22 protein-coding genes and 1 riboswitch are annotated in these 22,229 nt (G+C 63.9%); of the genes, 13 read left to right on the top strand and 9 right to left on the bottom strand.

What is annotated here, in order from left to right; all coding sequences use genetic code 11:
• Positions 1 to 45: 45 nt before the first annotated feature.
• The gene (locus tag M2267_RS21565; protein ID WP_429117018.1) at positions 46 to 2,598 is read right to left on the bottom strand and encodes an ABC transporter permease; all 2,553 of its coding nucleotides are present in this window, start codon (positions 2,596 to 2,598) and stop codon (positions 46 to 48) included.
• A complete protein-coding gene (locus M2267_RS21560) occupies positions 2,595 to 3,320 on the bottom strand; it encodes an ABC transporter ATP-binding protein (RefSeq protein ID WP_043622338.1) in 726 nt (241 codons plus the stop codon). Before M2267_RS21560 ends, M2267_RS21565 begins: the two co-directional genes overlap by 4 nt.
• A 66-nt stretch (positions 3,321 to 3,386) precedes the next feature.
• On the opposite strand from M2267_RS21560, the gene M2267_RS21555 reads away from it, so the two are divergent.
• A complete protein-coding gene (locus tag M2267_RS21555; protein ID WP_052201995.1) occupies positions 3,387 to 4,028 on the top strand; it encodes an arylesterase in 642 nt (213 codons plus the stop codon).
• A gap of 114 nt (positions 4,029 to 4,142) precedes the next feature.
• Positions 4,143 to 4,733, top strand: coding sequence for an RNA 2',3'-cyclic phosphodiesterase (gene thpR / locus M2267_RS21550; protein ID WP_043622298.1), 591 nt, complete (start codon positions 4,143 to 4,145; stop codon positions 4,731 to 4,733).
• On the opposite strand, the gene M2267_RS21545 is transcribed toward thpR, so the two are convergent.
• Positions 4,670 to 5,146, bottom strand: a complete 477-nt coding sequence (locus M2267_RS21545) for a low molecular weight protein-tyrosine-phosphatase (protein WP_429117014.1) — start codon at positions 5,144 to 5,146, stop codon at positions 4,670 to 4,672. The two genes, thpR and M2267_RS21545, sit on opposite strands and share 64 nt — an antisense overlap.
• 85 nt (positions 5,147 to 5,231) lie before the next feature.
• On the opposite strand from M2267_RS21545, the gene M2267_RS21540 reads away from it, so the two are divergent.
• The 7 genes from M2267_RS21540 to M2267_RS21510 all read left to right on the top strand — a co-directional run bounded on the left by M2267_RS21540 (position 5,232) and on the right by M2267_RS21510 (position 11,327).
• Positions 5,232 to 5,549: a 4a-hydroxytetrahydrobiopterin dehydratase gene (locus M2267_RS21540; protein ID WP_043622291.1), complete on the top strand. Its 318-nt coding sequence runs from the start codon at positions 5,232 to 5,234 to the stop codon at positions 5,547 to 5,549.
• Positions 5,550 to 5,598: 49 nt separating this feature from the next.
• Positions 5,599 to 5,976 (top strand): YkvA family protein, encoded by a 378-nt coding sequence (locus M2267_RS21535; RefSeq protein ID WP_034802857.1) that lies wholly within the window; start codon positions 5,599 to 5,601, stop codon positions 5,974 to 5,976.
• A gap of 399 nt (positions 5,977 to 6,375) precedes the next feature.
• Complete coding sequence (locus M2267_RS21530) at positions 6,376 to 6,879, top strand: invasion associated locus B family protein (protein ID WP_113535432.1); 504 nt, start codon at positions 6,376 to 6,378, stop codon at positions 6,877 to 6,879.
• Positions 6,880 to 7,113: 234 nt separating this feature from the next.
• A complete protein-coding gene (rlmN, locus tag M2267_RS21525; protein ID WP_034803143.1) occupies positions 7,114 to 8,349 on the top strand; it encodes a 23S rRNA (adenine(2503)-C(2))-methyltransferase RlmN in 1,236 nt (411 codons plus the stop codon).
• A gap of 140 nt (positions 8,350 to 8,489) precedes the next feature.
• Positions 8,490 to 9,443, top strand: a complete 954-nt coding sequence (locus M2267_RS21520) for an ABC transporter substrate-binding protein (protein ID WP_043622288.1) — start codon at positions 8,490 to 8,492, stop codon at positions 9,441 to 9,443.
• Between the two features lie 214 nt (positions 9,444 to 9,657).
• Complete coding sequence (locus M2267_RS21515; protein WP_429117007.1) at positions 9,658 to 10,536, top strand: ABC transporter permease; 879 nt, start codon at positions 9,658 to 9,660, stop codon at positions 10,534 to 10,536.
• A complete protein-coding gene (locus tag M2267_RS21510; RefSeq protein ID WP_192451051.1) occupies positions 10,533 to 11,327 on the top strand; it encodes an ABC transporter ATP-binding protein in 795 nt (264 codons plus the stop codon). Before M2267_RS21515 ends, M2267_RS21510 begins: the two co-directional genes overlap by 4 nt.
• A gap of 57 nt (positions 11,328 to 11,384) precedes the next feature.
• Here M2267_RS21510 and M2267_RS21505 read toward each other — a convergent pair whose 3' ends face one another.
• Complete coding sequence (locus tag M2267_RS21505) at positions 11,385 to 12,026, bottom strand: LysE family translocator (protein WP_429117005.1); 642 nt, start codon at positions 12,024 to 12,026, stop codon at positions 11,385 to 11,387.
• Positions 12,027 to 12,197: 171 nt separating this feature from the next.
• Between M2267_RS21505 and M2267_RS21500 the strand changes: the two genes are divergently transcribed.
• Complete coding sequence (locus M2267_RS21500; RefSeq protein ID WP_034802869.1) at positions 12,198 to 13,415, top strand: argininosuccinate synthase; 1,218 nt, start codon at positions 12,198 to 12,200, stop codon at positions 13,413 to 13,415.
• A 102-nt stretch (positions 13,416 to 13,517) separates the two neighbouring features.
• Here M2267_RS21500 and M2267_RS21495 read toward each other — a convergent pair whose 3' ends face one another.
• The 5 genes from M2267_RS21495 to M2267_RS21475 form a co-directional block, all read right to left on the bottom strand.
• Positions 13,518 to 14,750, bottom strand: a complete 1,233-nt coding sequence (locus tag M2267_RS21495) for a multidrug effflux MFS transporter (protein ID WP_429117002.1) — start codon at positions 14,748 to 14,750, stop codon at positions 13,518 to 13,520.
• On the bottom strand, positions 14,747 to 15,250 hold the full coding sequence (locus M2267_RS21490; protein ID WP_429117000.1) for a MarR family winged helix-turn-helix transcriptional regulator: 504 nt from the start codon (positions 15,248 to 15,250) through the stop codon (positions 14,747 to 14,749). Before M2267_RS21490 ends, M2267_RS21495 begins: the two co-directional genes overlap by 4 nt.
• Positions 15,251 to 15,409: 159 nt before the next feature.
• Positions 15,410 to 17,236, bottom strand: coding sequence for an ABC-F family ATP-binding cassette domain-containing protein (locus M2267_RS21485; protein ID WP_429116998.1), 1,827 nt, complete (start codon positions 17,234 to 17,236; stop codon positions 15,410 to 15,412).
• A gap of 3 nt (positions 17,237 to 17,239) precedes the next feature.
• Positions 17,240 to 17,890, bottom strand: a complete 651-nt coding sequence (locus M2267_RS21480; protein WP_043622326.1) for a thiamine diphosphokinase — start codon at positions 17,888 to 17,890, stop codon at positions 17,240 to 17,242.
• Between the two features lie 84 nt (positions 17,891 to 17,974).
• Positions 17,975 to 18,460, bottom strand: coding sequence for a GNAT family N-acetyltransferase (locus tag M2267_RS21475; RefSeq protein WP_429116995.1), 486 nt, complete (start codon positions 18,458 to 18,460; stop codon positions 17,975 to 17,977).
• A gap of 133 nt (positions 18,461 to 18,593) precedes the next feature.
• Positions 18,594 to 18,712, top strand: a riboswitch (TPP riboswitch).
• Between the two features lie 51 nt (positions 18,713 to 18,763).
• Between M2267_RS21475 and thiB the strand changes: the two genes are divergently transcribed.
• From thiB to thiQ, 3 genes are read left to right on the top strand one after another with little or no spacing between them, the layout of a single operon-like run.
• A complete protein-coding gene (gene thiB / locus M2267_RS21470; RefSeq protein ID WP_429116992.1) occupies positions 18,764 to 19,792 on the top strand; it encodes a thiamine ABC transporter substrate binding subunit in 1,029 nt (342 codons plus the stop codon).
• Positions 19,793 to 19,799: 7 nt separating this feature from the next.
• Positions 19,800 to 21,425 carry a thiamine/thiamine pyrophosphate ABC transporter permease ThiP gene (gene thiP / locus M2267_RS21465; protein WP_429116989.1) on the top strand — a complete coding sequence of 542 codons (1,626 nt, stop codon included), beginning with the start codon at positions 19,800 to 19,802 and terminating at the stop codon, positions 21,423 to 21,425.
• Positions 21,422 to 22,141: a thiamine ABC transporter ATP-binding protein gene (thiQ, locus tag M2267_RS21460; RefSeq protein ID WP_429116987.1), complete on the top strand. Its 720-nt coding sequence runs from the start codon at positions 21,422 to 21,424 to the stop codon at positions 22,139 to 22,141. The genes thiP and thiQ overlap by 4 nt, the downstream gene beginning before the upstream one ends.
• Positions 22,142 to 22,229: the final 88 nt, after the last annotated feature.

Below are 22,229 nucleotides of genomic sequence, written 5' to 3'. Positions count from 1 at the left end.
CGATTCAGTCCGGTGCAATAGGGATTTACGGTTAACTCGGCCCGGTCAAAGTTCGCGCAGGACGGGCGCCGCCTTCTGCCCGAGAATGCGCCATGTACCGGCAAGTCCGATGCCGACCGTCATCACCAGCGCCGCTACAACCGTCACGATCGCCACGTCGGGCAGGAAGCTCGAGGGTAGCGTCATGATGCGGTTGACGACGAACCAGGCGGCGATACCGCCGGCAAACAGCGCAAAAACGGCGGTTGCAAGACCGAGGATTGCGTATTCGTAGCTGAAGGCCTTGATGAGCGTCACCCGCGTTGCCCCCAGCGTCTTCAGGACGACCGCGTCATGGACGCGCGCCCGGTTGCCGGCAGCAAGCGCGCCGGCCAGCACCAGCACGGAAGCGACCAGCGCCACGGCCGCCGCCGCCCGGATCGCCGTTGCCAGCTGTCCGAGCAGACCATTCACAATGTCGAGAGCGTCCTTCACCCGCACGCTGGTGATCGTCGGATAGGCATTGGTGACGGCCTTCAGGACCGCCGCCTCCTCTTCCGGCGTCGCCGACGGATCGATCACCGTCGCCAGCCAGGCATGCGGCGCGCCGGCAAAGGTATTCGGCGAGAACACCATGACGAAGTTGATCGACAGCGATTCCCACTCGACATTGCGGAAATTGGCGATCTTGGCGGTGATGTTGCGGCCGAGCACGTTGACGGTGACCGTATCGCCGATCTTCAGGCCGAGTTCGCCGGCCTCCTCGGACGAGAAGGAAACCAGGGGTTCGCCGCTGTAGTCGGCCGGCCACCAGGTGCCCTCGGACAAGGTCGAGTTCTCCGGCTTGTTCTTGGCGTAGGTGATGCCGCGGTCGCCGCGCAGCACCCATTGTCCTGCGGGCGGCACGTTGCGGCTGTTCACGTCCTCGCCGTTGAAGGCGGTGATGCGGCCGCGCAGCATCGGCACCTCGATGACCTTGCCCTTCGGGATCGCCTGGTTCAGCACCGAACGGAAACCTTCGATCTCGCTGCCCTGGATATCGACGAAGAAGAAGTTCGGCGCGCGCTCCGCCATGCTGCCGGTGAGTTCGCGGCGCAGGTTGCCGTCGATCAAAGCCAGCGTCACGAGCAGCGCAAGCCCGAGGCCGAGCGACAGCACCACCGAGGAGGTCAGCGCACCCGGACGGTGAATGTTGCCGATCGCCAGCCTGAGAGCCGGCGAATTGACCCGCGGGCTGCGGCGCGCGAGCCAGGCGATCGCCAGCGCAACGGCCCGAAGCACGATGAAGGCGAAGGCGATCGCGCCGAGGAAGACGAGCGAAATGTAGCGGTCGTAGGCCGTAAAGATCGCCAGCCCTGCGAGCGCGGCAAGGCACGCAACGGCACCGAGCAGATAGGGCCATGCCGGAAAGCCCGAGGGGTCGAAGCCCTGCTGGCGGAAGAGCGCCGTCGCCGGAATGGCGCGCGCCCGGCCGAGCGGCAGGATGGCGAAGGTCAGCGCCGTCAGCACACCGAACAGCGCGGCAAGCCCGAGTGCCCCCGGATAGAGATGGAAAGCGGTCGAAATCGGCAGCAGGTCGGCCAGGAATTGCGCCGCGACAAAGGGGATCAGTGCCCCGAGCACAAGCCCGATGACGATGCCGATCAGGGCGATCATCAGGATCTGCGCGAGATAGATCATCGCCACCAAGGCGGCAGGCGCGCCCAGACATTTGAAGGTCGCGATCACGCTGCGTTTGGCATCGAGATAGGCGCGCACCGCATTGGCGACGCCGACGCCGCCAACGATCAGCGCCGTCAGGCCGACAAGCGTCAGGAACTGCGAGAAGCGGGTGATGTTGGCCGTCAGCGCCGGTGCCGCGTTGCCGCTGGTGCGGATCGACCAGCCGGCGGCCGGCTGGCTTTTCTCCGCCTCGGTGCGAATGGCGGCGACCCCTGCCGGGTCGGCAAGCTTCACCTTGTATGTGTGCTCGACGAGGCTTCCGGTCTGCACCAGTCCCGTCGCCGCCAGGGCTTCTTCCGAGATCATCAGGCGCGGCGCGAAGCCGAAGCCGTCGGAAAGCGCGTCCGGCTCGCGTGTGATCGTGCCGGCGATCCGGACACGGGCGTTGCCGAGAAGGATTTCGTCTCCGACCTTGACGTCGAGGCGGTCGAGCAGCAGAGGCGCCACGACCGCACCGAAGACGTCGCCGTCACGGGCGATGAGGTCGTGCAACGGCCGGTCGGGTTCGCTTTCCAGCGTGCCGTAGAGCGGATAGGCCGCATCGACGGCCTTCAGTTCCACCAGGGCCTGGTTGGAACCATCGGGCAACCGCGCCATCGATCTGAGGCCAGCGGAAACCGCAACGGTTCCAAGGCCATCGAGATAGGCGCGCTCTTCGGCCGTTGCGACACGATTATTGAGCTCGAAGCGGATATCGCCTGCGAGCAGTTCCTGCCCTTGCGAGGCGATCGTCGCGGTGATCGATTGCGACAGCGAGTTGACGCCGGCAATCGCCGCGGTCCCGAGCGCAATGCAGGCGAGGAAGATGTAGAAGCCCTTGAGCCCGCCGCGCATTTCACGCAGCGCCAGCCTGAGGGCAAGCAGCGGCCGCAGCCGTACCGAAGGCGCGCCGATCATGCGGAGGCCGCCTGCTGAACCGGCGCCACCGCCACGGGGTCCGCCGCACCGCCGGCAACGATCTCGCCCGAGCGCACCCGTACCTGCCGCGCGCAACGGTCCGCAAGGGCGGCATCATGAGTCACGAGCACGAGTGTCATGCCACGGTCACGCTGTTCGGCGAAAAGCAGGTCGGCGATCTGCCGTCCGGTTTCGGCGTCGAGGTTACCGGTCGGTTCGTCGGCGATCAGAAGCTTCGGCGAGGGCGCAAGCGCCCGTGCGATCGCAACGCGCTGCTGCTCGCCGCCCGAGAGCTGGCCGGGATAGTGGCTGAGCCGCTCGCCCAGGCCGACGGCGACAAGCTCCTTGCGCGCAATCTCGAAGGCGCCGGGGACATTGGCAAGCTCAAGCGGCACGGCGACGTTTTCGAGCGCCGTCATGTTGGGAATGAGGTGGAAGGACTGGAAAACGATGCCGATATTGCGTCCGCGAAAGTCCGCGACCCGGTCCTCGTCGAGCCGGTGCAGCGGCGTGCCGTCGATAACGATCTCGCCGCGATCCAGCCGCTCGAGCCCGGCAAGCACCATCAGCAATGTCGACTTGCCCGAACCGGACGGGCCGACGATGCCGACGGATTCTCCGGCATCGATCGTCAGGCTCATACCCTTCAGCACATGCACCGAGGCGGCCGCCTCGCCCAGCGTCAGATCCGCGTTTTTAAGTTCGATGATGGTGCTGGCCAAGCGAAACAACCCTATATGAAACGAAGTGGGGAACAGAAACGGCATTCGGGATTTAGGAACAGGCCCATGGCATTAAAAGGATTTCAACGGGTTTTCTTGGCACTGATGATGACATTTGCGTTATCATGCACGGCACGCGCCGAGACGATCAGCCTCATCGGCTTCGGCGACAGCCTGATGGCGGGTTATCAGCTCCCGCCGGAGGACGCCTTCCCGGCCCGGCTGGAAAAGGCGCTGAAGGAAAAGGGCTTCGACGTGACGATCGCGAACGCTGGCGTTTCCGGCGACACGAGTTCCGGCGGTCTTGCCCGCATCGACTGGTCGGTGCCGGATGGCACCAAGGGCGTGATCCTCGAGCTCGGCGCCAATGACGCGCTGCGCGGCATTGCGCCTGAAGAGACCCGCAAGAACATCGAGGCGATGATTACCCGATTGAAGGACCGCGGCATCGCCGTGCTGCTGGCCGGCATGATGGCGCCGCCGAACATGGGCGCAGACTACGCCGCCCGCTTCAACCCGATCTATCCGGAACTCGCCGAAAAATACGGGCTGGAACTCTATCCGTTCTTTCTCGATGGCGTGGTGACCGAGGCCAAGCTCAAGCTTGAGGACGGCATGCATCCCAATGGCGACGGCGTCGGCGTCATGGTCGAGAAGGCCCTGCCCGTCGTCGAACGGTTTCTGGCAACGCTGAATAAGACGGAGTGATGACATCGTCCACAGTTAAGACAACGTTAATATTCTGAAGCGTCAAATACCAGTTGCGTGCAGATGCGATGCGTGATTCGCTAAGACATCTGCAAGAGATTCGGGGAGCTCGCCATGCCGAGACTATTCACCGCCCTCGAAATTCCGCGCAATGCTGCAATGAGTCTTTCATTGCTGCGCGGAGGTCTTCCCGGAGCTCGCTGGATCGATGTGGAGAACTACCACATCACCCTGCGCTTCATCGGTGACGTCGACTGGCGCACCGCCGACGAGATCATCGACAAGCTCGATCGCATCGAACGTCCCGAATTCCAGCTGCAACTGACCGGCACCGGCGCCTTCGGCTCGAAGAAGCCGCATTCGGTCTGGGCCGGCGTCACCAATCATCCGGAAATGTATGCGCTGCAGGCCGAAATCGAGCGCATCTGCCAGCGGCTCGGACTGGGGCCGGACCCGCGCAAGTTCACCCCGCACGTGACGCTCGCCCGGCTGCGCTCCAGCCGTGTCGAAGACGTGGTCGAGTACCTCTCCGGGCGCGGCAACTTCATGACCTCGCTCTTCAACGTTTCCCGCTTCGTGCTGCTCTCGTCGCGCGATTCGGTCGGCGGCGGACCCTACCTGACGGAAGAGGTCTTCCCGCTTCATGAGGTGCGTTCGCCGAACCTTTCGAGCAACGACGAACATCCGGCCTCAAGCATCTGGTAAAGCGCCTCGAAGGCTTCCGGCCCGTCATAGTAGGGATCCGGCACGTCCCGGCTCTTGCCTGACGCATAGTCGAGAAAGAGATGCACCTTCTGTGCCGTGCCCGCAGGCGCGAGCCTTTTCAGTGTGCGGACATTGTTCTCGTCCATGCCGAGGATGATGTCGAAATCGTCGAAATCTGCCGCCGCCACCTGGCGGCCGCGCAGCGCAGAAATATCGATGCCATGCCGCCGCGCCGCCTGGATTGATCGCCGGTCCGGCGGATCGCCGATATGCCAGGCGCCGGTTCCCGCCGAATCGATCTCCAGCGCGACGGCCAATCCCTTTTGCTCCGCCAAGGCGCGCAGCACGCCCTCGGCAAGCGGCGACCGGCAGATGTTGCCGAGACAAACGAAAAGAACTCTGACCGGTTTCATGCTATTCAGATTCGAAGGCTGGAGACAGTGGACGCTTATACGCGACAGCTCGGCCTTCGAACAGGCGGATGGGAGGAGACAAGCGATGGCAGCGGAGAAACTGGACGAGGCGGCGATTGCCGACAACCTGCACAAGATGGAAGGTTGGGTGCGGGCCGAAGACGGCAACTCGATCTGGAAGGCGTTCCGCTTCAAGAACTTCGTCGAGGCCTTCGGCTTCATGACCGAATGCGCAATCGTCGCCGAGAAACTCAACCATCACCCGGAATGGTTCAACGTCTACAATCGCGTCGACGTGACGCTCACGACCCATGACGCCGGCGGATTGAGCGAACTCGACTTCAAGCTGGCGGCGCGCATGGACAAGGCAGCGGCCGGCCGCATGCCCGATCATTTGAAATAGAACAGCCAATCCCCATATTGTGAAGCGCTGCAACAGCGGAAGCGGGACGATGGACGACATCAAGATCGGTGAAATTCTCTTGCCGGGCGAAGAATCCGAGCAGGAGCGGCGGGAAAAGCGCGTGAAGCGCCGCTTCTGGCCCACCTTTCGAAGGGCTGCCCGGCAGATCCCCTTCAGCCGCGACCTGGTCGCCGCCTACTATTGCGCGATCGATCCGAAGACGCCGACGCGCACCCGCGGCATCCTGCTTGCCGCCCTCGCCTACTTCGTGCTGCCGATCGATATCATCCCCGACGTGCTGGCCGTCGTCGGCTTCTCCGACGACGTGGCCGTCTTGACCGCGGCCTTTGCTGCGATCAGCGGGCAGATCAAGGAAACGCACTATACCAAGGCCGACGAGACGCTGGCCGACACGCCGGAGAGCTGACGTCGGACGCACGGCTGTCCGGTTGTGGCGCCCCATTCCCGCCCAAAAGTCAAACTCTTGCCCAATTCTTTGTGGCATACACATGCAAATGACGCCGGCCGCGCGATTTGGCGTGGCTGACGTCAAAGATTGGCTTGGGGCAGGAAACCTTCCGGAACGGCATTCCGAGGCAAGGCGCATCCGGTATCGGACCCGGTTCGGCGAAGATGCGAAGCGGCGGTCGGAAAGCAGTGCGCAACGGGGCAAACCGCTCCGTTTCGGGGCTAAAAGCCGAGGTTTTCGGCCATCGTTGACGGTTTGGTAACCTGAATTAAGTCAAAACAAATTCAAATGATGACTACGCGTCGCCCGTCTAACCTGTTTCGGGTGATCGAAGAGCAAGAAAAGCGGCAGGACCTCATGTTTGTAAGAAAGATCGCAACCGCAATCGCACTCGTTCTGGCGACCGCCAGCATGGCTGCCGCCCAGTCTCCGACGCGCATCCAGCAGTTCAACGCCTGGGGCGCCTATTCCTACAACGCCGGCGGCGGCAAGGTCTGCTACGTCCTCTCGGTTCCCAAGGACAAGAGCCCGGCCGGCGTCGACCACGGCGACATCTTCTTCCTCGTTTCCCAGCGCCCCGGCCAGAACATCAGCTACGAGCCGCAGGCGATGATGGGCTACCCCCTCCAGGAGAACTCCAAGGTCAACGTCGTCATCGACGGCCGCACCTTCGTGATGTTCACCAAGGGTAACTCCGCCTGGGTCGAAAACGCTGCCGAAGAACCGGCCCTCGTCGCCGCGATGAAGAACGGCAAGGCCATGTCGGTCAACGCCAAGTCGCGCAAGGGCACGGCAACCTCCTACTCTTACTCGCTCTCGGGCATCTCCGCTGCGCTGAAGCAGATCGAGGCCTGCAAGTAATCACGGGACGACACGTCACGCGCAAAGGGCCGGCTGCAGAGCCGGCCTTTTGCGTTCACGGACCCTGCCGCGTGACTCCGGGCCAAAACAATGCTAAAGCCCGGCCCAACTTGAGAGCCTCCGCGCCCCGATTGGCCGCTTTCGATGGCTCGACCGATTTCAATTCGCGCATCAGGACGATTTCCGGACCCGCTCTCCGGACGGCCTCACGCCGTATGACAGGACATCATGAGCATGGCAGCCACTGAAATTCTGAACCGGGTGGAAATCGCCAAGGCGCCCCAAGTGCGCGCAGCCGTAGAGGCGGAAAAGCCGTCGCTGATCGGTCTTCTGCGCGAGGACATGGCCAAGGCGCTGGTCGAAAAGGGCGTGCCGGAGCGCCAGGTCAAGATGCGCGTCAGCCAGCTCTGGCATTGGCTCTATGTGCGCGGCGTCTCCGACTTCGACCATATGACGAACGTATCCAAGGACATGCGCGAGATGCTGAAGCAGCATTTCACCATAGCACGCCCGGAGATCGTCGAAGAGCAGATTTCCGGTGACGGCACCCGCAAGTGGCTGCTGCGCTTCCCGGCGCGTGGCGCCGGCCGCCCGGTCGAGATCGAGACCGTCTACATTCCCGAGGAAGGCCGCGGCACGCTCTGCATTTCGAGCCAGGTCGGCTGCACCCTTACCTGCTCGTTCTGTCACACCGGCACACAGAAGCTGGTGCGCAACCTGACGGCCGAGGAAATACTCGCCCAGCTGCTGCTTGCCCGCGACCGGCTCGGCGATTTCCCCGAGCGCGATACGCCGCAGGGTGCAATCGTGCCGGCCGAAGGCCGCAAGATTACCAACATCGTGATGATGGGCATGGGCGAACCGCTCTACAATTTCGAGCAGGTGAAGACCGCGCTCCTGATTGCGTCCGACGGCGAAGGCCTGTCGCTTTCCAAGCGCCGCATCACCCTTTCGACCTCCGGCATCGTGCCGGAGATCTACCGCACCGGCGAAGAAATCGGCGTCATGCTGGCGATTTCGCTGCATGCGGTTCGCGACGACCTGCGCGACATGCTGGTGCCGATCAACAAGAAGTACCCGCTGAAGGAACTGATGGACGCCTGCCGCGCCTATCCGGGGCTTTCGAACGCCCGCCGCATCACCTTCGAATATGTGATGCTCAAGGACGTCAACGACAGCCTGGAAGACGCCAAGCAACTGGTGAAGCTGCTGAAGGGCGTGCCGGCGAAGATCAACCTCATCCCCTTCAACCCCTGGCCGGGCACCAACTACCAGTGTTCCGACTGGGAGCACATCGAGAAGTTTGCCGACTTCATCAACCAGGCCGGCTACGCCTCGCCGATCCGCACGCCCCGCGGCCGCGACATTCTCGCCGCCTGCGGCCAGCTGAAGTCGGAATCGGAACGCATGCGCAAGGTCGACCGCCTCGCCTTCGAGGCGATGATGATCGCCAACCACGGCGAAGACTGAGGCGCAGCGCCTGCTTGCGGTTCCTCCGCTCTGCCATCACCCATCGATGAAGAACTTTGATGGGTGATGCAGATCCTATCGATTGATTTCATGTCCCCGGTTTCCTAAGAAAGCGGGAAATCAATTCAGGAGGACAACCCATGCGCTCACTTCTCATCGCCCTTGCCGCCACGGTGGCATTCACTCTGCCCGCCCGTGCCGATGAGGTGACCGTCGCCGTGACCGCGATCGTCGAGCATCCGGCGCTCGATGCCGCCCGCGACGGCGTGAAGGATGCGCTGGCCGCCGCCGGCTACAAGGAAGGCGAGAACCTCAAGTTCCTCTACGAGTCGGCCCAGGGCAACCCGGCGACCGCCGCCCAGATCGCCCGTCAGTTCGCAGGCGAAGCCCCGAACGTGATCGTCCCGATCTCCACGCCTTCGGCACAGGCGGTCGTCTCCTCGACCCGTGATATCCCGGTTGTCTTCACTGCCGTTTCCGACCCGGTCGGCGCGCAGCTGGTCAAGGACATGGACAAGCCCGGCGGCAACGTCACCGGCCTCTCCGACATGTCACCGGTTGCCGAGCACGTCGCCCTGATCAAGGAAATCCTGCCGAACGCCAAGTCGATCGGTTACCTCTACAATTCCGGAGAAGCCAACTCCGTTTCGCTGCTCGCGGTGCTGAAGACCGAAGCCGAAAAGGCCGGCCTGACCGTCGTCGAGTCCGCCGCGACCAAGTCGGCTGAAGTCCAGGGTGCTGCCCGCGCTCTCGTCGGCCGCGCCGATGCGATCTACGTGCCGACCGACAACACGATCATCTCCGCGCTCGAAGGTGCTGTCGCCGTCGCCGAGGAAGCCAAGCTGCCGCTCTTCACTGCCGACACGGATTCCGTTGCTCGCGGCTCGCTCGCAGCCCTCGGCTTCAACTATTACGACGTCGGCAAGCAGACCGGCGAAATCGTCGTTCGCATCCTCAAGGGCGAAAACCCGGGTGATATCGGCGTCAAGGTTGCTGCCGGTTCCGACCTGGTGATCAACAAGAAGGCCGCCGAGAAAATGGGCGTCACCCTTCCGGAAAGTGTCGTAAAGCGCGCAACCCGCGTCGTTGAATAACGCGTTCGACCTTTTCAGGTTCAAGTTTGTTGCGTTTTGCCCGCCTCCGTTCCATACGGGGGCGGTTCGCTATGAGGGGCCTGATCCTTTGGATCGCGGGGCCGCTCCGAAAGTTCTGAGCCGCACATGCGCCGGCCTTGGGCCCCATGTGCCAAGCGGGAGCGTCGCGCCCATAACGACAACCACGCGCGACACGTAAAAAGAGGGTCTGGGGTTGAGTCTAATCGCTTTCTGGGGAGCCGTGGAACTGGGGCTGGTCTACGCCTTCGTCGCCCTTGGCGTCTTTCTCGCATTCCGGGTGCTCGATTTCCCCGACCTGACCGTAGACGGGTCCTTTCCGCTGGGGGCAGCCGTCACCGCCGTGCTGATCATCGCCGGCGTCAACCCGTGGCTTGCGGCCTCTGTCGCCATGGTGGCGGGTGCCGCCGCCGGTATCGTCACGGCGATGCTCAACGTGCGCTTCAAGATCCTCAACCTGCTCGCCTCGATCCTGACGATGATCGCGCTGTTCTCGGTGAACCTGCGCGTCATGGGCAAGCCGAACGTCGCGCTGATCAATGCCGACACGATGCTATCGCCCTTCTACGGCCTGGGCTTGCGCGATTTCTACGTCCGGCCGCTGTTCATCGGCGTGCTCGTCGTCGTCGCCGTCATCATCGTCTGGCGCTTCCTTGAGAGCGATGCCGGCCTTGCGATGCGCGCCACCGGCGCCAATGCCCGCATGGCCCGCGCTCAAGGCGTCGATACCAACCGCCAGATCTATCTCGGCATGGCGATCTCCAACGCGCTCGTCGCCTTCGGCGGCGCGCTGTTTGCCCAGACCAACGGTTTCGCAGACGTCACCTCGGGCGTCGGCACGATCGTCGTCGGCCTCGCAGCCGTTATCATCGGCGAGACGCTGCTCGGCGCCCGCGGCATCCTGATTGCGCTCATCGGCTGCGTGCTCGGCTCGATCCTCTACCGTATCGCGATCCAGCTGGCGCTGTCGACCGACATGCTCGGGCTACAGGCCTCCGACCTCAACTTCGTGACTGCGGCACTCGTCACCTTCGCCCTCGTCCTTCCCCGTCTGCGTCGTGGAGGTGCGGCATGATCAGCGTCAACAACATTCAGGTCATCTTCGGCAAGGGCACGCCGCTGCAAAAGCAGGCGCTGAACGGCGTCAGCCTGACGATCGAGCAGGGCTCGTTCGTCACCGTCATCGGCTCCAACGGTGCCGGCAAGTCGACGCTCCTCGGCGTGCTCGCCGGCGACGTGCTGCCGAGTGCCGGCCAGGTGATGATCGGCAAGACCGACGTCAGCCGCAAGGGCACCGCCGCCCGCGCCGGCCTCGTCGCCCGCGTCTTCCAGGATCCGCTGACCGGAAGCTGCGGCGCGCTCTCGATCGAGGAAAACCTGGCGCTCGCCGCCAAGCGTGGCGAGGCACGCGGCCTCGCGGCCGCCCTCGGCCCGAAGCGCCGCGAGCATTTCCGCGAGCGTATCGCCGAGCTCAACCTCGGCCTTGAAAACCGCATGGGCGACCGCATGGATCTTCTGTCCGGCGGCCAACGTCAGGCGGTCTCGCTGGTCATGGCGACGCTTGCCGGCTCCGAAGTGCTGCTGCTCGACGAACACACGGCAGCGCTCGACCCTGGCATGGCCGAATTCGTGATGAACCTGACGCAGAAGATCGTTTCCGAGCGAAAGCTGACGACGATGATGGTGACCCACTCGATGCGCCAGGCGCTCGACTACGGCCACCGCACCATCATGCTGCACGGCGGCGAGATCGTGCTCGACGTCGCCGGCGACAGCCGCAAGGAACTGCAGGTCGAAGACCTCATCGCCATGTTCCGCCGCATCCGCGGCCAGACGCTCGACGACGACGCGCTGCTCATCGGCTGAGTACGGAAGACGACTTCAGAACGAGGCCCGGACATCCACGATGTCCGGGCTTTTTGTTTACCGCGCCGTCGTCATGAAAATCTTCACCGCGAACACCGAAAAGACGCCGGCGAAGCTGAAGTCCAGTGCCCGCATTACGCCCCTGTTGCGCTGCAGCCATGAGGCAAGCCAGTCGGCAGTGAAGACGACCAGCATGTTCACCGGCATGCCGATGGTGATGAAGAACGCGCCGAGGAACAGAAGCTTGCCGGTGACCGAGGGATCGTCGGCGCTGACGAACTGCGGCAGGAAGGTCATGAAGAAGATGATGACCTTGGGGTTCAAGAGGTTCACCCAGAATCCGGCCGAGATGTTGGCAAGCGCCTTGCCTTCCGTCGGCTCGACCTTCTGCACCGAAATGCTGGAGCCGAAGCGGATCGCCTGGATGGCAAGCCACAGCAGATAGGCGGCACCGCCGGTCTTGAGGATGGCAAAGGCGGTCGGCGAAGCGGTGATCAGCGCCGAGATGCCGAAGGCGACGAGCAGCGTATGCACGACGATGCCGAAGCTGGTACCGAGCACGACGAAAAGGGCTGCCTTCTTGCCCTGGGCGAGCGCCCGGCTGATCGAAAGCGTCATGTCGGGGCCCGGCGTGGCCGCCAGGAGCAGTGTCGCGGCCGCAAAGGTCAGAAGGGTCGCAAGGCTGGGAATGAAGTCCATCGTCGTTTCCTCGGCGCGGGGGTCGCCTCCAGTAATCATGCGCCTGCGCTTTTGCCAGCGGATTCGCATCGTCAGGCGTTCTAGCGCTTGTATCGCCGCAGGTTCTGGCTAAAGTGCCGCAGATTTGCACGCGGCATCGCCGCCCTCCCCAAGACCAGACGGACGGAAACCATGGCATCGCATAAAGACGTGAAAAAGGTCGTTCTCGCCTATTCGGGCGGTCTCGACACCTCGATCATCCTGAAGTGGCTGCAGACCGAACTCGGCGCGGAAGTCGTCACCTTCACCGCCGACCTCGGCCAGGGCGAAGAGCTCGAGCCGGCCCGCAAGAAGGCCGAGATGCTCGGCATCAAGGAGATCTACATCGAGGACGTCCGCGAGGAGTTCGTCAAGGATTTCGTCTTCCCGATGTTCCGCGCCAATGCCGTCTATGAAGGCGTCTACCTGCTCGGCACTTCGATTGCCCGCCCGCTGATCTCCAAGCACCTGATCGACATCGCCAAGAAGACCGGCGCCGACGCGATCGCCCATGGCGCGACCGGCAAGGGCAACGACCAGGTTCGCTTCGAGCTTTCGGCCTATGCGCTGAACCCGGACATCAAGATCATCGCGCCGTGGCGCGACTGGTCGTTCAAGAGCCGCACCGACCTGCTCGAATTCGCCGAGAAGCATCAGATCCCGGTTGCCAAGGACAAGAAGGGCGAAGCGCCGTTCTCCGTCGACGCCAACCTGCTGCACTCCTCGTCCGAGGGCAAGGTTCTCGAAGACCCGGCACTGGAAGCCCCTGAATACGTGCACATGCGCACGATCTCGCCGGAAGCCGCTCCGGATCAGGCCACCGTCATCAAGATCGGCTTCGAGCGTGGTGACGCCGTCTCGATCAACGGCGTGCGCCTGTCCCCGGCCACCCTGCTTGCCAAGCTCAACGAATACGGCCGCGACAACGGCATCGGCCGCCTCGATCTCGTCGAGAACCGCTTCGTCGGCATGAAGTCGCGCGGTGTCTACGAGACCCCCGGCGGCACCATCCTGCTCTCGGCGCACCGCGCGATCGAGAGCATCACGCTCGACCGCGGCGCTGCCCACCTCAAGGACGAGCTGATGCCGCGCTACGCCGAGCTGATCTATTACGGCTTCTGGTTCTCGCCGGAGCGCGAGATGCTGCAGGCGGCGATCGACAAGAGCCAGGAGCATGTTGAAGGCGAAGTGACGCTCAAGCTCTACAAGGGCAACGTCATGGTCATCGGCCGCGAGAGCGACAAGTCGCTCTACTCCGACAAGCTGGTCACCTTCGAGGACGACCAGGGCGCCTACGACCAAAAGGACGCCGCCGGCTTCATCAAGCTCAACGCGCTGCGCCTGCGCACGCTAGCCGCGCGCAACCGCTAAGCCCTGACTGTTGAAACAGAGCCGCGGCGGAGCGCTCTGCCGCGGCTTTTTTGTGCGTGAATGGTGGGGAGGAGAGTTACCGCCCGGCACCCGGCTAGCGTGCTACTCCGCCGGCTCGGAAAGCGACGCACCCGCCGCAGCAGCCAGCGGCCGTAACCGCACCGTCCGGCGATACCAGACATAGCTGAGGATACAGACGAGGCCGAAGCTGGGGATGATCGCGCCGAGCGCCAGCACCGGCACGCCGACGGCAGCGGCAATCGCACCGCCGAGCAGGCCTGAGCCCATCTGCACGAAGCCCATGACAGCCGATGCCGTACCAGCGATATCGGGAAAAGGCGCCATTGCGGCGGTCATCATGTAGGGCATGACGAAGGCGATACCGAACGCATAGATGCCTATGGGCAGCATGACGGACAGGAAGCTCGGTGGAAGCGCGTGCATGGTATAGGCAAGCGCCAGGCTGGCAGCCCCGATGAAGACGAGGCCGGCGGGCACCAGCGCCTGCGGCGTGAAGCGCCGCATCAAGAGCCGCACCACCACAGTTCCCGAAAAGAACAGGCCCGACTGCATCAGCATCCCAACGCCGAATTCGGTGGGCGTCAGGCCGACTTCGTTGATCAGCACAAAAGGCAGCATGGTCGCCCAGGCATAAAGTGCGCCGACCGCTCCGCCGATCACAAGTGTCGAGGAGATGAAGCGGCTGTCGCTCACCAACCGCCGATAGGCCGCAAGGATGGGCTTCAGGTGGCCCTTGGCCGGATCCGGGGTCGCGGTCTCGGCCATGAAAAACTGCACGGTGAGACAGGCCATGGCGGCAAAGCCGACCATCAGGAAGAAGATCGACTGCCACCCGAAGAGACCGAGCGCCAGGCCGCCAAGCGTCGGTGACACGGCGGGTCCGAGGGCCAGCATCATGCCAATCATGTTCATGATGCGTGCGGCTTCAGTCCCGGTGAACTGGTCGCGCACGATCGCACGCGCCACGGTCATCCCGACGGAGGCGCCGATGCCTTGCACCAGGCGGCCGGCCAAAAGCACCGCGACGGAAGGCGCGAAGGCCGCCATCAGGCTGCCGACGAGGTAGATGGCCATGAAGATCAGCGTCGCGCGCCGGCGGCCGATGACGTCGGAAAGCGTGCCGGAGACAAGCTGGGCAAAGGCAAAACCGGCGAAATAGAGCGACAGCGTCATCTTGATCGCCGCTTCGCTTGAGGAGAAGGCACGCACCAGTTCGGGCATCGCCGGCGTATAGAGCGCCATGGAAACGGGGCCGAGCGCCACCAGGAAGGCGCCGATGATGCTTGTGCGCCGCTCGCTCATGCGACGCGTCATTGCGAGGCTCCGACCCGAACCTCGGCCTTCTCCGCTGTATCCTTGCCCGCAAGGCACGGATCGAGCTGACGCAGATTGTCACGCAGGATGCGCAGGTTGGAACAGAGAAGCGCGCGCGCTTCCGCATCCAGCCCCTCGGTATAGGCATCCATCATTTCGCGAAGCCCGGTCATCAGCTCGTTGAGCAGCGGACCCGCCTTTTCGGTGATGATGACATTCTTGGCGCGACGATCCGCCGGATCGGGAACACGGGCGACGAGCCCGTTCGTCTCCAGCCGGTCGAGATAGGCCGACAGCGTCATCGGCTCAATGCCCATGCGCGTTGCGATTTCGGCCTGTTTGATGCCCTCGGTAAGCGCCGCCTGGATCAGCGTGCGCGCCTCGCCGGGCGTGATGCCCAGGTCCATGGCATTGACCTTGCGGTCGAAGGCCCCGCGCAAGAGGCGCGAGACATCGGTCAAAAGCATTCCAATGGTTTCGGATTCTAGCTTGAAGGGCATCATGATCGTTCACAGGTGATATAATAAGTTTTACTTATCATAGCATCTGATAACGTTCAACGCGGCAAGCCATCTTTCCCTTACCAGTTTAACGGTAAAACCCGCAAGGATTCAACGTATTACCTTCGCATTCACGCATGGAGCCGTCGTGGTTGCGCCTCAGCCCTCGAGCTCCTCGCGCAGCATCTCGAGCTCCAGCCATTCCTCTTCCATGCGAGCGAGGTCGGCACGCAGCTTTTCCAGTTCCTGTGCCAGTTTCGCAAAAGCATTTGGATCTTTTGTGAAGAGCTTGGGATCCGCCATCTTTTCTTCGCGCTTGGCAGCCTCGGCCTCCGCCTTGGCGATCTCCTTCGGCAGGTTTTCGAGCGCGAATTTCTGCTTGTAGGAAAGCTTGCCCTTGGCAGCCTTCGGCGCTTCGGCGGCAGGCACGGCGGCATCGGCCTTGGCCTTTTCCGCCTTCTCGGCTTTGCGCTTCTCCTCGATCGCGCCCTTGCGCTGCGCCATCATGTCGGAATAGCCGCCGGCATACTCGATCCAGCGCCCATCCGGCGCCTCCGGATTGGCTGGCGCAATCGTCGAGGTGACGGTGCGGTCGAGGAAGTCGCGGTCGTGGCTGACGAGGATCACGGTTCCGGCAAAACCGGCGACGATCTCCTGCAGCAGGTCGAGCGTCTCGATGTCGAGATCGTTGGTCGGTTCGTCGAGAATGAGAAGGTTCGTCGCCCGCGCCAGAATGCGCGCCAGCATTAGCCTTGCGCGCTCGCCGCCCGACAACTCACGGATCGGGGTGCGCGCCTGCTCCGGCTGGAACAGGAAGTCCTTCATGTAGCCGGTAACGTGGCGCTGCTCGCCATTGACCAGCAGGTTGTCGCCGCGCCCGTCCGTCAGGTAGTGCGCCAGCGTATCGTCGAGATTGAGGTCTTCGCGCTTCTGGTCGAGCGTCGCGATTTCCAGATTGGTGCCGAGCTTGACCGTGCCTGTGTCCGGCTCGATCTGCCCGGTCAGGATCTTCAGGAGCGTCGTCTTGCCGGCGCCGTTCGGGCCGACGAGACCGATGCGGTCGCCGCGGTGCACGCGGATCGAGAACGGCGCGACGATGGTGCGCTCGCCATAGGCCTTGGTGATCTTCTCGGCCTCGATCACCAGCTTGCCGGATTCCTTGGCGTCGGCGGCCGTCGCCTGCACGGTGCCCTGCGGCCCCTTGTGGCCGCGATAGGTCGCCCGCATGGTCTGCAGCTCGCCGAGGCGGCGCATGTTGCGCTTGCGCCGCGCGGTCACACCGTAACGCAGCCAATGTTCCTCGCGCTCGATCGCCTTGCCGAGCTTGTGCTGCTCCAGCTCCTCGGCCTCCAGCACCTCGTCGCGCCAGGCCTCGAAATGGGCAAAGCCACGGTCGAGGCGACGGGACTGACCACGGTCGAGCCAGACGGTGGCGGTCGAGACCTTTTCCAGGAAGCGCCGGTCGTGCGAGATCAGCACCAGCGCCGAGCGGCTGCGGATCAGTTCGTCTTCCAGCCATTCGATCGTCGGCAGGTCGAGATGGTTGGTCGGCTCGTCGAGCAAAAGGATGTCCGGCTCCGGCGCCATGACGCGCGCGAGTGCTGCGCGACGCGCTTCGCCGCCAGAAAGGCGCTTGGGATCCTCTTCGCCGGTCAGACCCAGATGCTGCAGCAGATAGGCGACGCGATAGGGATCGTCGCTCGGGCCGAGACCCGCCTCGGCATAGGCCTGCACCGTGTCGTAGCCGTCGAAATCCGGCGCCTGATGCAGATAGCGGATGGTTGCCGAGGGATGGCGGAACACTTCGCCCGACTGCGCCTCTGCAAGGCCCGCGGCGATCTTCATCAGCGTCGATTTGCCCGAGCCGTTGCGGCCGACCAGGCAGATCTTGTCGCCCGGCTCCACTTGAAAATTGGCGCCGGCAAGCAGCGGCGTGCCGCCAAAGGTGAGGAAGATATCGTCGAGTTTCAGAATGGGAGGCGCCAAGGCTCAGGCTCCGGAAAGGTCATAGGGGCGGGCAAGCACGAGGGCGCGGCCGCTCTTGAGAGTGAAGCGAAGGTGACCCTCCGCAACGTTGGAAACGGTTCGGGACGAGCCGAACGGCAGGGTGAAATCGTCGAGCGGATAACGCGCATTGACGATCGAAAGACCGGTCAGCTCGGTCAACCCGAGGACCGAGAAGAGGCAGCCCTTGGGCAGGTCGACTTCGAGCGAGCCGGCCAGCAGCGGATAGGCCTCCTCCTCGCCCGACGTCATCAACACCGAAAGCCCGCGCTCGGCAAGGGCGACGGCATGAAGCAGATGCATGAACGCATGATCACTGCGGGTGCCGCCGAGCGCGCCGGCGAAGATCAGGCGATCGGCGCCACGCGACAGCGCCGCCTCGACCGCGATCTCACCGTCCGTCGCGGCCTTTGCCGCCGGATAGGGCTCGCGCGGGACGGAGGCGTAGTCCGCAAGAAGGGCTTCCTCGGTCGAGTCGAAATCACCGACCCAGACATCGGGCACGATGCCGAGCAGCCGCGCATGGCGCATGCCGCCATCAGCCGCGATGAAGCGACTTGCGGCCAGCTGGTGAGCCAACCGGTCGGTCAGCGAAAGGGCGCCGCCAAGCAGAATGGTGAAGGTCGATCGAGCCATGGCAAAGCCCATAGCGCAAAGGACCGCCGAAGGAAAACGAAGAAAACCGTCGGGCGACCGGTTCTTAAGATTTTGGTCAGACCGTCAATGCCCCTCGGGCACCGGATCGGGGAACAGCATGCCGGCATAAATGCCGGGGGTCGAATCCGGGATCTCGACGGCCCCGGCCACCCGCTCGTAGAACTTCGCCGGCCCGACACCGCCGATAATCGCGTAGCCGTAGCCGGCCTCGCGCATGGCCGTCAGGCTTGCAAGCAGCAGCGCCTCGCCGATGCCCTGCCCGCGCATGCTTTCGTCGACACCGGTCGGACCAAAGAAGCCGAGCGCCGTCACGTCGTGGCAGGAAAAGCCGACAATCTTTTCCTCATGGACTGCGACATGCATACGCGTCGGGGTCGAGGAAAAGGCGGCTTCCGCCTCGCCCGCCCATCCGGCGCCAAAGGTCTTTTCGATCCAGGACACGACAAGGCGGCGCTCCGGCGCCATGGCGCGGCGAATGCTGACGCCAGGACCAAGCTTCGACTGAGGCTCAGCCGGCAGGGCATAAAGTCGAACGAGCATATCGGGCATGACATTTCCTCCTCGCTGCCGTTGTGTAGCGCAGTTGGCGGCTTACGCAAACACGCGCCGTCGTGCCGGCCAGGCGCCTTTGCTTCCCCGCAAACATCGCTTGCCTTGGGGCCTTGGCAGCGGTAAATCTCTTGCCGCTCTAACGGGGTGCCTCCCGACCGCACAGCGGCCGGAGGCTGAGAGGCGTCAAAACGCCAACCCGCGGAACCTGATCCGGCTCATACCGGCGGAGGGATTAGACGCGATCGGATCGATACGCCCTTTTCCCATGTAACAACGAACTTTGGGAGAGAGGTCCTCGCCATGTCCAATTCATCGCAACTCAAACTCTTTAGCCGGCTAGCCCTTGCGGCCACCGCAAGCCTCGTTTTTTCCGGCGTCGCGATCGCCGCCGACAAGACGCTGACGGTCTATACCTATGAGAGCTTCATCACCGAATGGGGACCAGGCGCCAAGGTTGCGGAAGCGTTCGAGAAGACCTGCGAGTGCAAGGTCAACTATGTCGGCGTCGCCGACGGCGTCGAGCTTCTCACCCGCCTGAAGCTCGAAGGCGAGGCTTCCAAGGCCGACATCGTGCTCGGCCTCGATACCAATCTGGTTGCGGAAGCCAAGGAAACGGGCTTCTTCGCGCCGCACGGCATCGAGGCAACCGGCGTCACCGTGCCCGGCAACTTCTCCGACGACACGTTCCTGCCCTATGACTACGGCCACTTCGCCGTCGTCTACGACACCGAGACGCTGAAGACGCCGCCGAAAAGCCTGAAGGAACTGGTCGAAGGCGACCCGTCGCAGAAGATCGTCATCGAGGATCCGCGCACGTCGACGCCGGGCCTCGGTCTGCTCCTCTGGGTCAAGGCCGTCTATGGCGATGAGGCGGGTGCCGCCTGGGCGAAGCTGAAGGACCGCGTTCTGACCGTCACCCCCGGCTGGTCGGAAGCCTATGGCCTCTTCACCAAGGGTGAGGCGCCGATGGTGCTGTCCTACACCACGTCGCCGGCCTACCACATGGTCGCGGAAAATACCGAGCGCTATCAGGCGGCTGCCTTTTCCGAAGGGCACTACATCCAGATCGAAGTCGCCGGCATGACCAAGAACGCCAAGGAGCCGGAACTGGCAAAGCAGTTCCTCGCCTTCATGACCGGTCCGGAGTTCCAGTCGATCATCCCGACGACCAACTGGATGATGCCGGTCGCAGCAACCAAGGAGCCGCTGCCGGACGCCTTCAACAAGCTGGTCAAGCCGGATAACACCTTCCTCCTGCCCTCGGAGGAGGTCGCCAAGAACCGCAAGGCCTGGATCGACGAATGGCTCGCCGCCATGAGCAAGAACTGAGGCCGGATTGTTCGCACTGCGCGAAAATCGCATGACAGTGGTCGCCGGGGCAGCCTGCCTCGGCGCCTTCGTCCTTTTCGTCGGCCTGGCGATCGTCGCCTTGCTGAGCCAGACGGGCGGCGCCAGCGATGACGCGCTGTTCGACGCCTATATCTGGCGCGTCACCCGCTTCACCCTGCTGCAGGCGACACTCTCGACGCTGCTGTCGGTGCTCTTTGCCATCCCCGTCGCCCAGGCGCTGGCGCGGCGGCCGCAGTTTCCCGGCCGCATCTGGCTCTTGCGCCTGATGGCGCTGCCGCTCGGCCTGCCCGTTCTCGTCGGCGCACTCGGGCTGATCGAGATCTGGGGGCGCCAGGGATTCCTCAATTCCGGCCTGCGCTGGCTCGGCCTCGCGCAGCCCGTCAGCATCTACGGCCTGTTCGGCATCCTGCTCGCCCACGTCTTCTTCAACATGCCGCTTGCGGCACGCCTGTTCCTGGCCGGGCTCGAGCGCATCCCCGCCGAATACTGGCGCAGCGCCGCCAATCTCGGCATGCCGTCGCGCGCACTCTTCCGCTTCATCGAATGGCCCGTCCTGCGCGGCCTCCTTCCAGGTGCCGCCGGCCTTGTCTTCATGCTCTGCGCCACCAGCTTCACCCTCGTGTTGACGCTCGGCGGCGGGCCTGCGGCCAGCACAATCGAAGTGGCAATCTACCAGGCGCTGCGCTTCGATTTCGATCCGCCCCGCGCGATCGCGCTATCGGCCCTGCAGATCGCCATGACCGGCCTGCTGCTGTTCCTGCTTCGTCATCTGGCGACCGGGCCGGAAGAGGGCATGACCGGTGGCCGCACCGTGCGCCGCTTCGATGGCGCATCCAGGATCGCGCGCCTGACCGATGCCGCCTGGATCGCCCTTGCCTTTCTGTTTCTTGGCGCACCGCTGGTCGCCGTCCTCATCTCCGGTCTCGAAGCCGATCTGCTGAAGCTCGCCCGCGATCCGGCCGTGCACCGGGCGCTGCTGACCAGCGCGGCAATCGCGCTCGCCTCGGCCCTCGCCTCCGTCACCATGGCGGCCGTGATGATCCGCGCAGCCGCGACCGTCACCGCGCCGCGTCACGCGACGTCGCTCGCCCGCGGTTTCGCCGGCGCCATCGGCGCCAGCACCTCGCTGATCCTGCTGGTGCCGCCCGTGGTGCTTGGCGCCGGCTGGTTCCTTCTGCTGCGTCCCTTCGGCGATGTCGCGCGTTTTGCGCCCGTTATCGTCGTGGCGATCAATGCGCTGATGGCGCTTCCCTTCGTCCATCGCATCCTCGCGCCGGCAATGGCGACCCATGCGGCGCGGTCGGAACGGCTGACGGCAAGCCTTGGCATCCGTGGTTTTGATCGCCTGCGATGGATCGACTTTCCGGCGCTGCGCAAGCCGCTGCTGATGGCACTTTCCTTCGCCATGGCGCTGTCGCTCGGCGATCTCGGCGCCGTCGCCCTCTTCGGCAGCCAAGACATGGTCACGCTGCCCTGGCTGCTCTACAGCCGCATGGGCAGCTACCGCACCGCCGACGCCGCCGGTCTCGCCCTTTTCCTCGGGCTTCTGTGCCTGATCTTCACCATCCTCGGCACGGCGAATGACAGCCGGCCGGAAAGACGCAAAGCATGACCCACCCCGTCCCCGCGATAGAGCTGCGCGATGTCGAGGTCCGTTTCGAAACGGCCGCGCTCACCTTCGATTGCGCGATTGCCACCGGTGGCATCGTCGCCGTCGCCGGTGCGTCTGGCTCCGGCAAGTCGACGCTGCTCCACCTTATTGCCGGGTTCGAGGACCCCGATCGCGGCGAGGTCCGCATTCTCGGCGAGAACGTGGCCGATCGGGCGCCGTCGGAACGGCCGGTCTCGATGATCTTCCAGGACAACAACCTTTTCGCCCATCTCGACGTCGCGACCAATATCGGCCTCGGCATCGACCCGGCGCTTCGATTGACCGCGACCGACCGCGACAAGATCGAATACGCGCTCCGCCGCGTCGGGCTCGAAGGCTTTGGGAAAAGGCTGCCGCCAACGCTTTCCGGCGGCGAACGCCAGCGTGTCGCTCTTGCCCGGGCGCTTGTGCGAAAGCGCCCGCTGCTGCTGCTCGACGAGCCCTTCGCAGCGCTTGATCCCGGCATGCGCGCCGGCATGCGCACACTCCTGCGGGAACTGCACGCGGAGGAGGCCAACACGATCCTGATGATCACACACCATCCCGAAGACGTGAAAGCCCTGGCCGACAGCGTGCTTTTTCTCGACCAGGGGCGTATCATCGCAAACGATACCCTCGACCGTTTCCTGGAGCGGCGGGATAATGCGGCGATCGACCGCTTTCTCGGCAATACTTGAAGGACGGATCGGATTCACCGCGCCCTTGGCCGGTTGCCACAATTTGACCGCGGCGCCATGCGACGCGCGAAATATCCGGCAAGGCGCG

This window comes from Ensifer sp. KUDG1 (assembly GCF_050434285.1).
Lineage (GTDB): Bacteria > Pseudomonadota > Alphaproteobacteria > Rhizobiales > Rhizobiaceae > Ensifer.
Note: the sequence above shows the minus strand (reverse complement) of the source record. Positions and strands in the feature narration are given on the sequence as shown.

Bases quoted from the DNA above. Each gene is read 5' to 3' on its own strand.
- M2267_RS21565 (WP_429117018.1), bottom strand. From the start codon at position 2,598: ATGATCGGCGCGCCTTCGGTACGGCTGCGGCCGCTGCTTGCCCTCAGG.
- M2267_RS21555 (WP_052201995.1), top strand. From the start codon at position 3,387: ATGGCATTAAAAGGATTTCAACGGGTTTTCTTGGCACTGATGATGACA.
- thpR (WP_043622298.1), top strand. From the start codon at position 4,143: ATGCCGAGACTATTCACCGCCCTCGAAATTCCGCGCAATGCTGCAATG.
- M2267_RS21545 (WP_429117014.1), bottom strand. From the start codon at position 5,146: ATGAAACCGGTCAGAGTTCTTTTCGTTTGTCTCGGCAACATCTGCCGG.
- M2267_RS21540 (WP_043622291.1), top strand. From the start codon at position 5,232: ATGGCAGCGGAGAAACTGGACGAGGCGGCGATTGCCGACAACCTGCAC.
- M2267_RS21535 (WP_034802857.1), top strand. From the start codon at position 5,599: ATGGACGACATCAAGATCGGTGAAATTCTCTTGCCGGGCGAAGAATCC.
- M2267_RS21530 (WP_113535432.1), top strand. From the start codon at position 6,376: ATGTTTGTAAGAAAGATCGCAACCGCAATCGCACTCGTTCTGGCGACC.
- rlmN (WP_034803143.1), top strand. From the start codon at position 7,114: ATGGCAGCCACTGAAATTCTGAACCGGGTGGAAATCGCCAAGGCGCCC.
- M2267_RS21520 (WP_043622288.1), top strand. From the start codon at position 8,490: ATGCGCTCACTTCTCATCGCCCTTGCCGCCACGGTGGCATTCACTCTG.
- M2267_RS21510 (WP_192451051.1), top strand. From the start codon at position 10,533: ATGATCAGCGTCAACAACATTCAGGTCATCTTCGGCAAGGGCACGCCG.
- M2267_RS21505 (WP_429117005.1), bottom strand. From the start codon at position 12,026: ATGGACTTCATTCCCAGCCTTGCGACCCTTCTGACCTTTGCGGCCGCG.
- M2267_RS21500 (WP_034802869.1), top strand. From the start codon at position 12,198: ATGGCATCGCATAAAGACGTGAAAAAGGTCGTTCTCGCCTATTCGGGC.
- M2267_RS21495 (WP_429117002.1), bottom strand. From the start codon at position 14,750: ATGACGCGTCGCATGAGCGAGCGGCGCACAAGCATCATCGGCGCCTTC.
- M2267_RS21490 (WP_429117000.1), bottom strand. From the start codon at position 15,250: ATGCCCTTCAAGCTAGAATCCGAAACCATTGGAATGCTTTTGACCGAT.
- M2267_RS21480 (WP_043622326.1), bottom strand. From the start codon at position 17,890: ATGGCTCGATCGACCTTCACCATTCTGCTTGGCGGCGCCCTTTCGCTG.
- M2267_RS21475 (WP_429116995.1), bottom strand. From the start codon at position 18,460: ATGCCCGATATGCTCGTTCGACTTTATGCCCTGCCGGCTGAGCCTCAG.
- thiB (WP_429116992.1), top strand. From the start codon at position 18,764: ATGTCCAATTCATCGCAACTCAAACTCTTTAGCCGGCTAGCCCTTGCG.
- thiQ (WP_429116987.1), top strand. From the start codon at position 21,422: ATGACCCACCCCGTCCCCGCGATAGAGCTGCGCGATGTCGAGGTCCGT.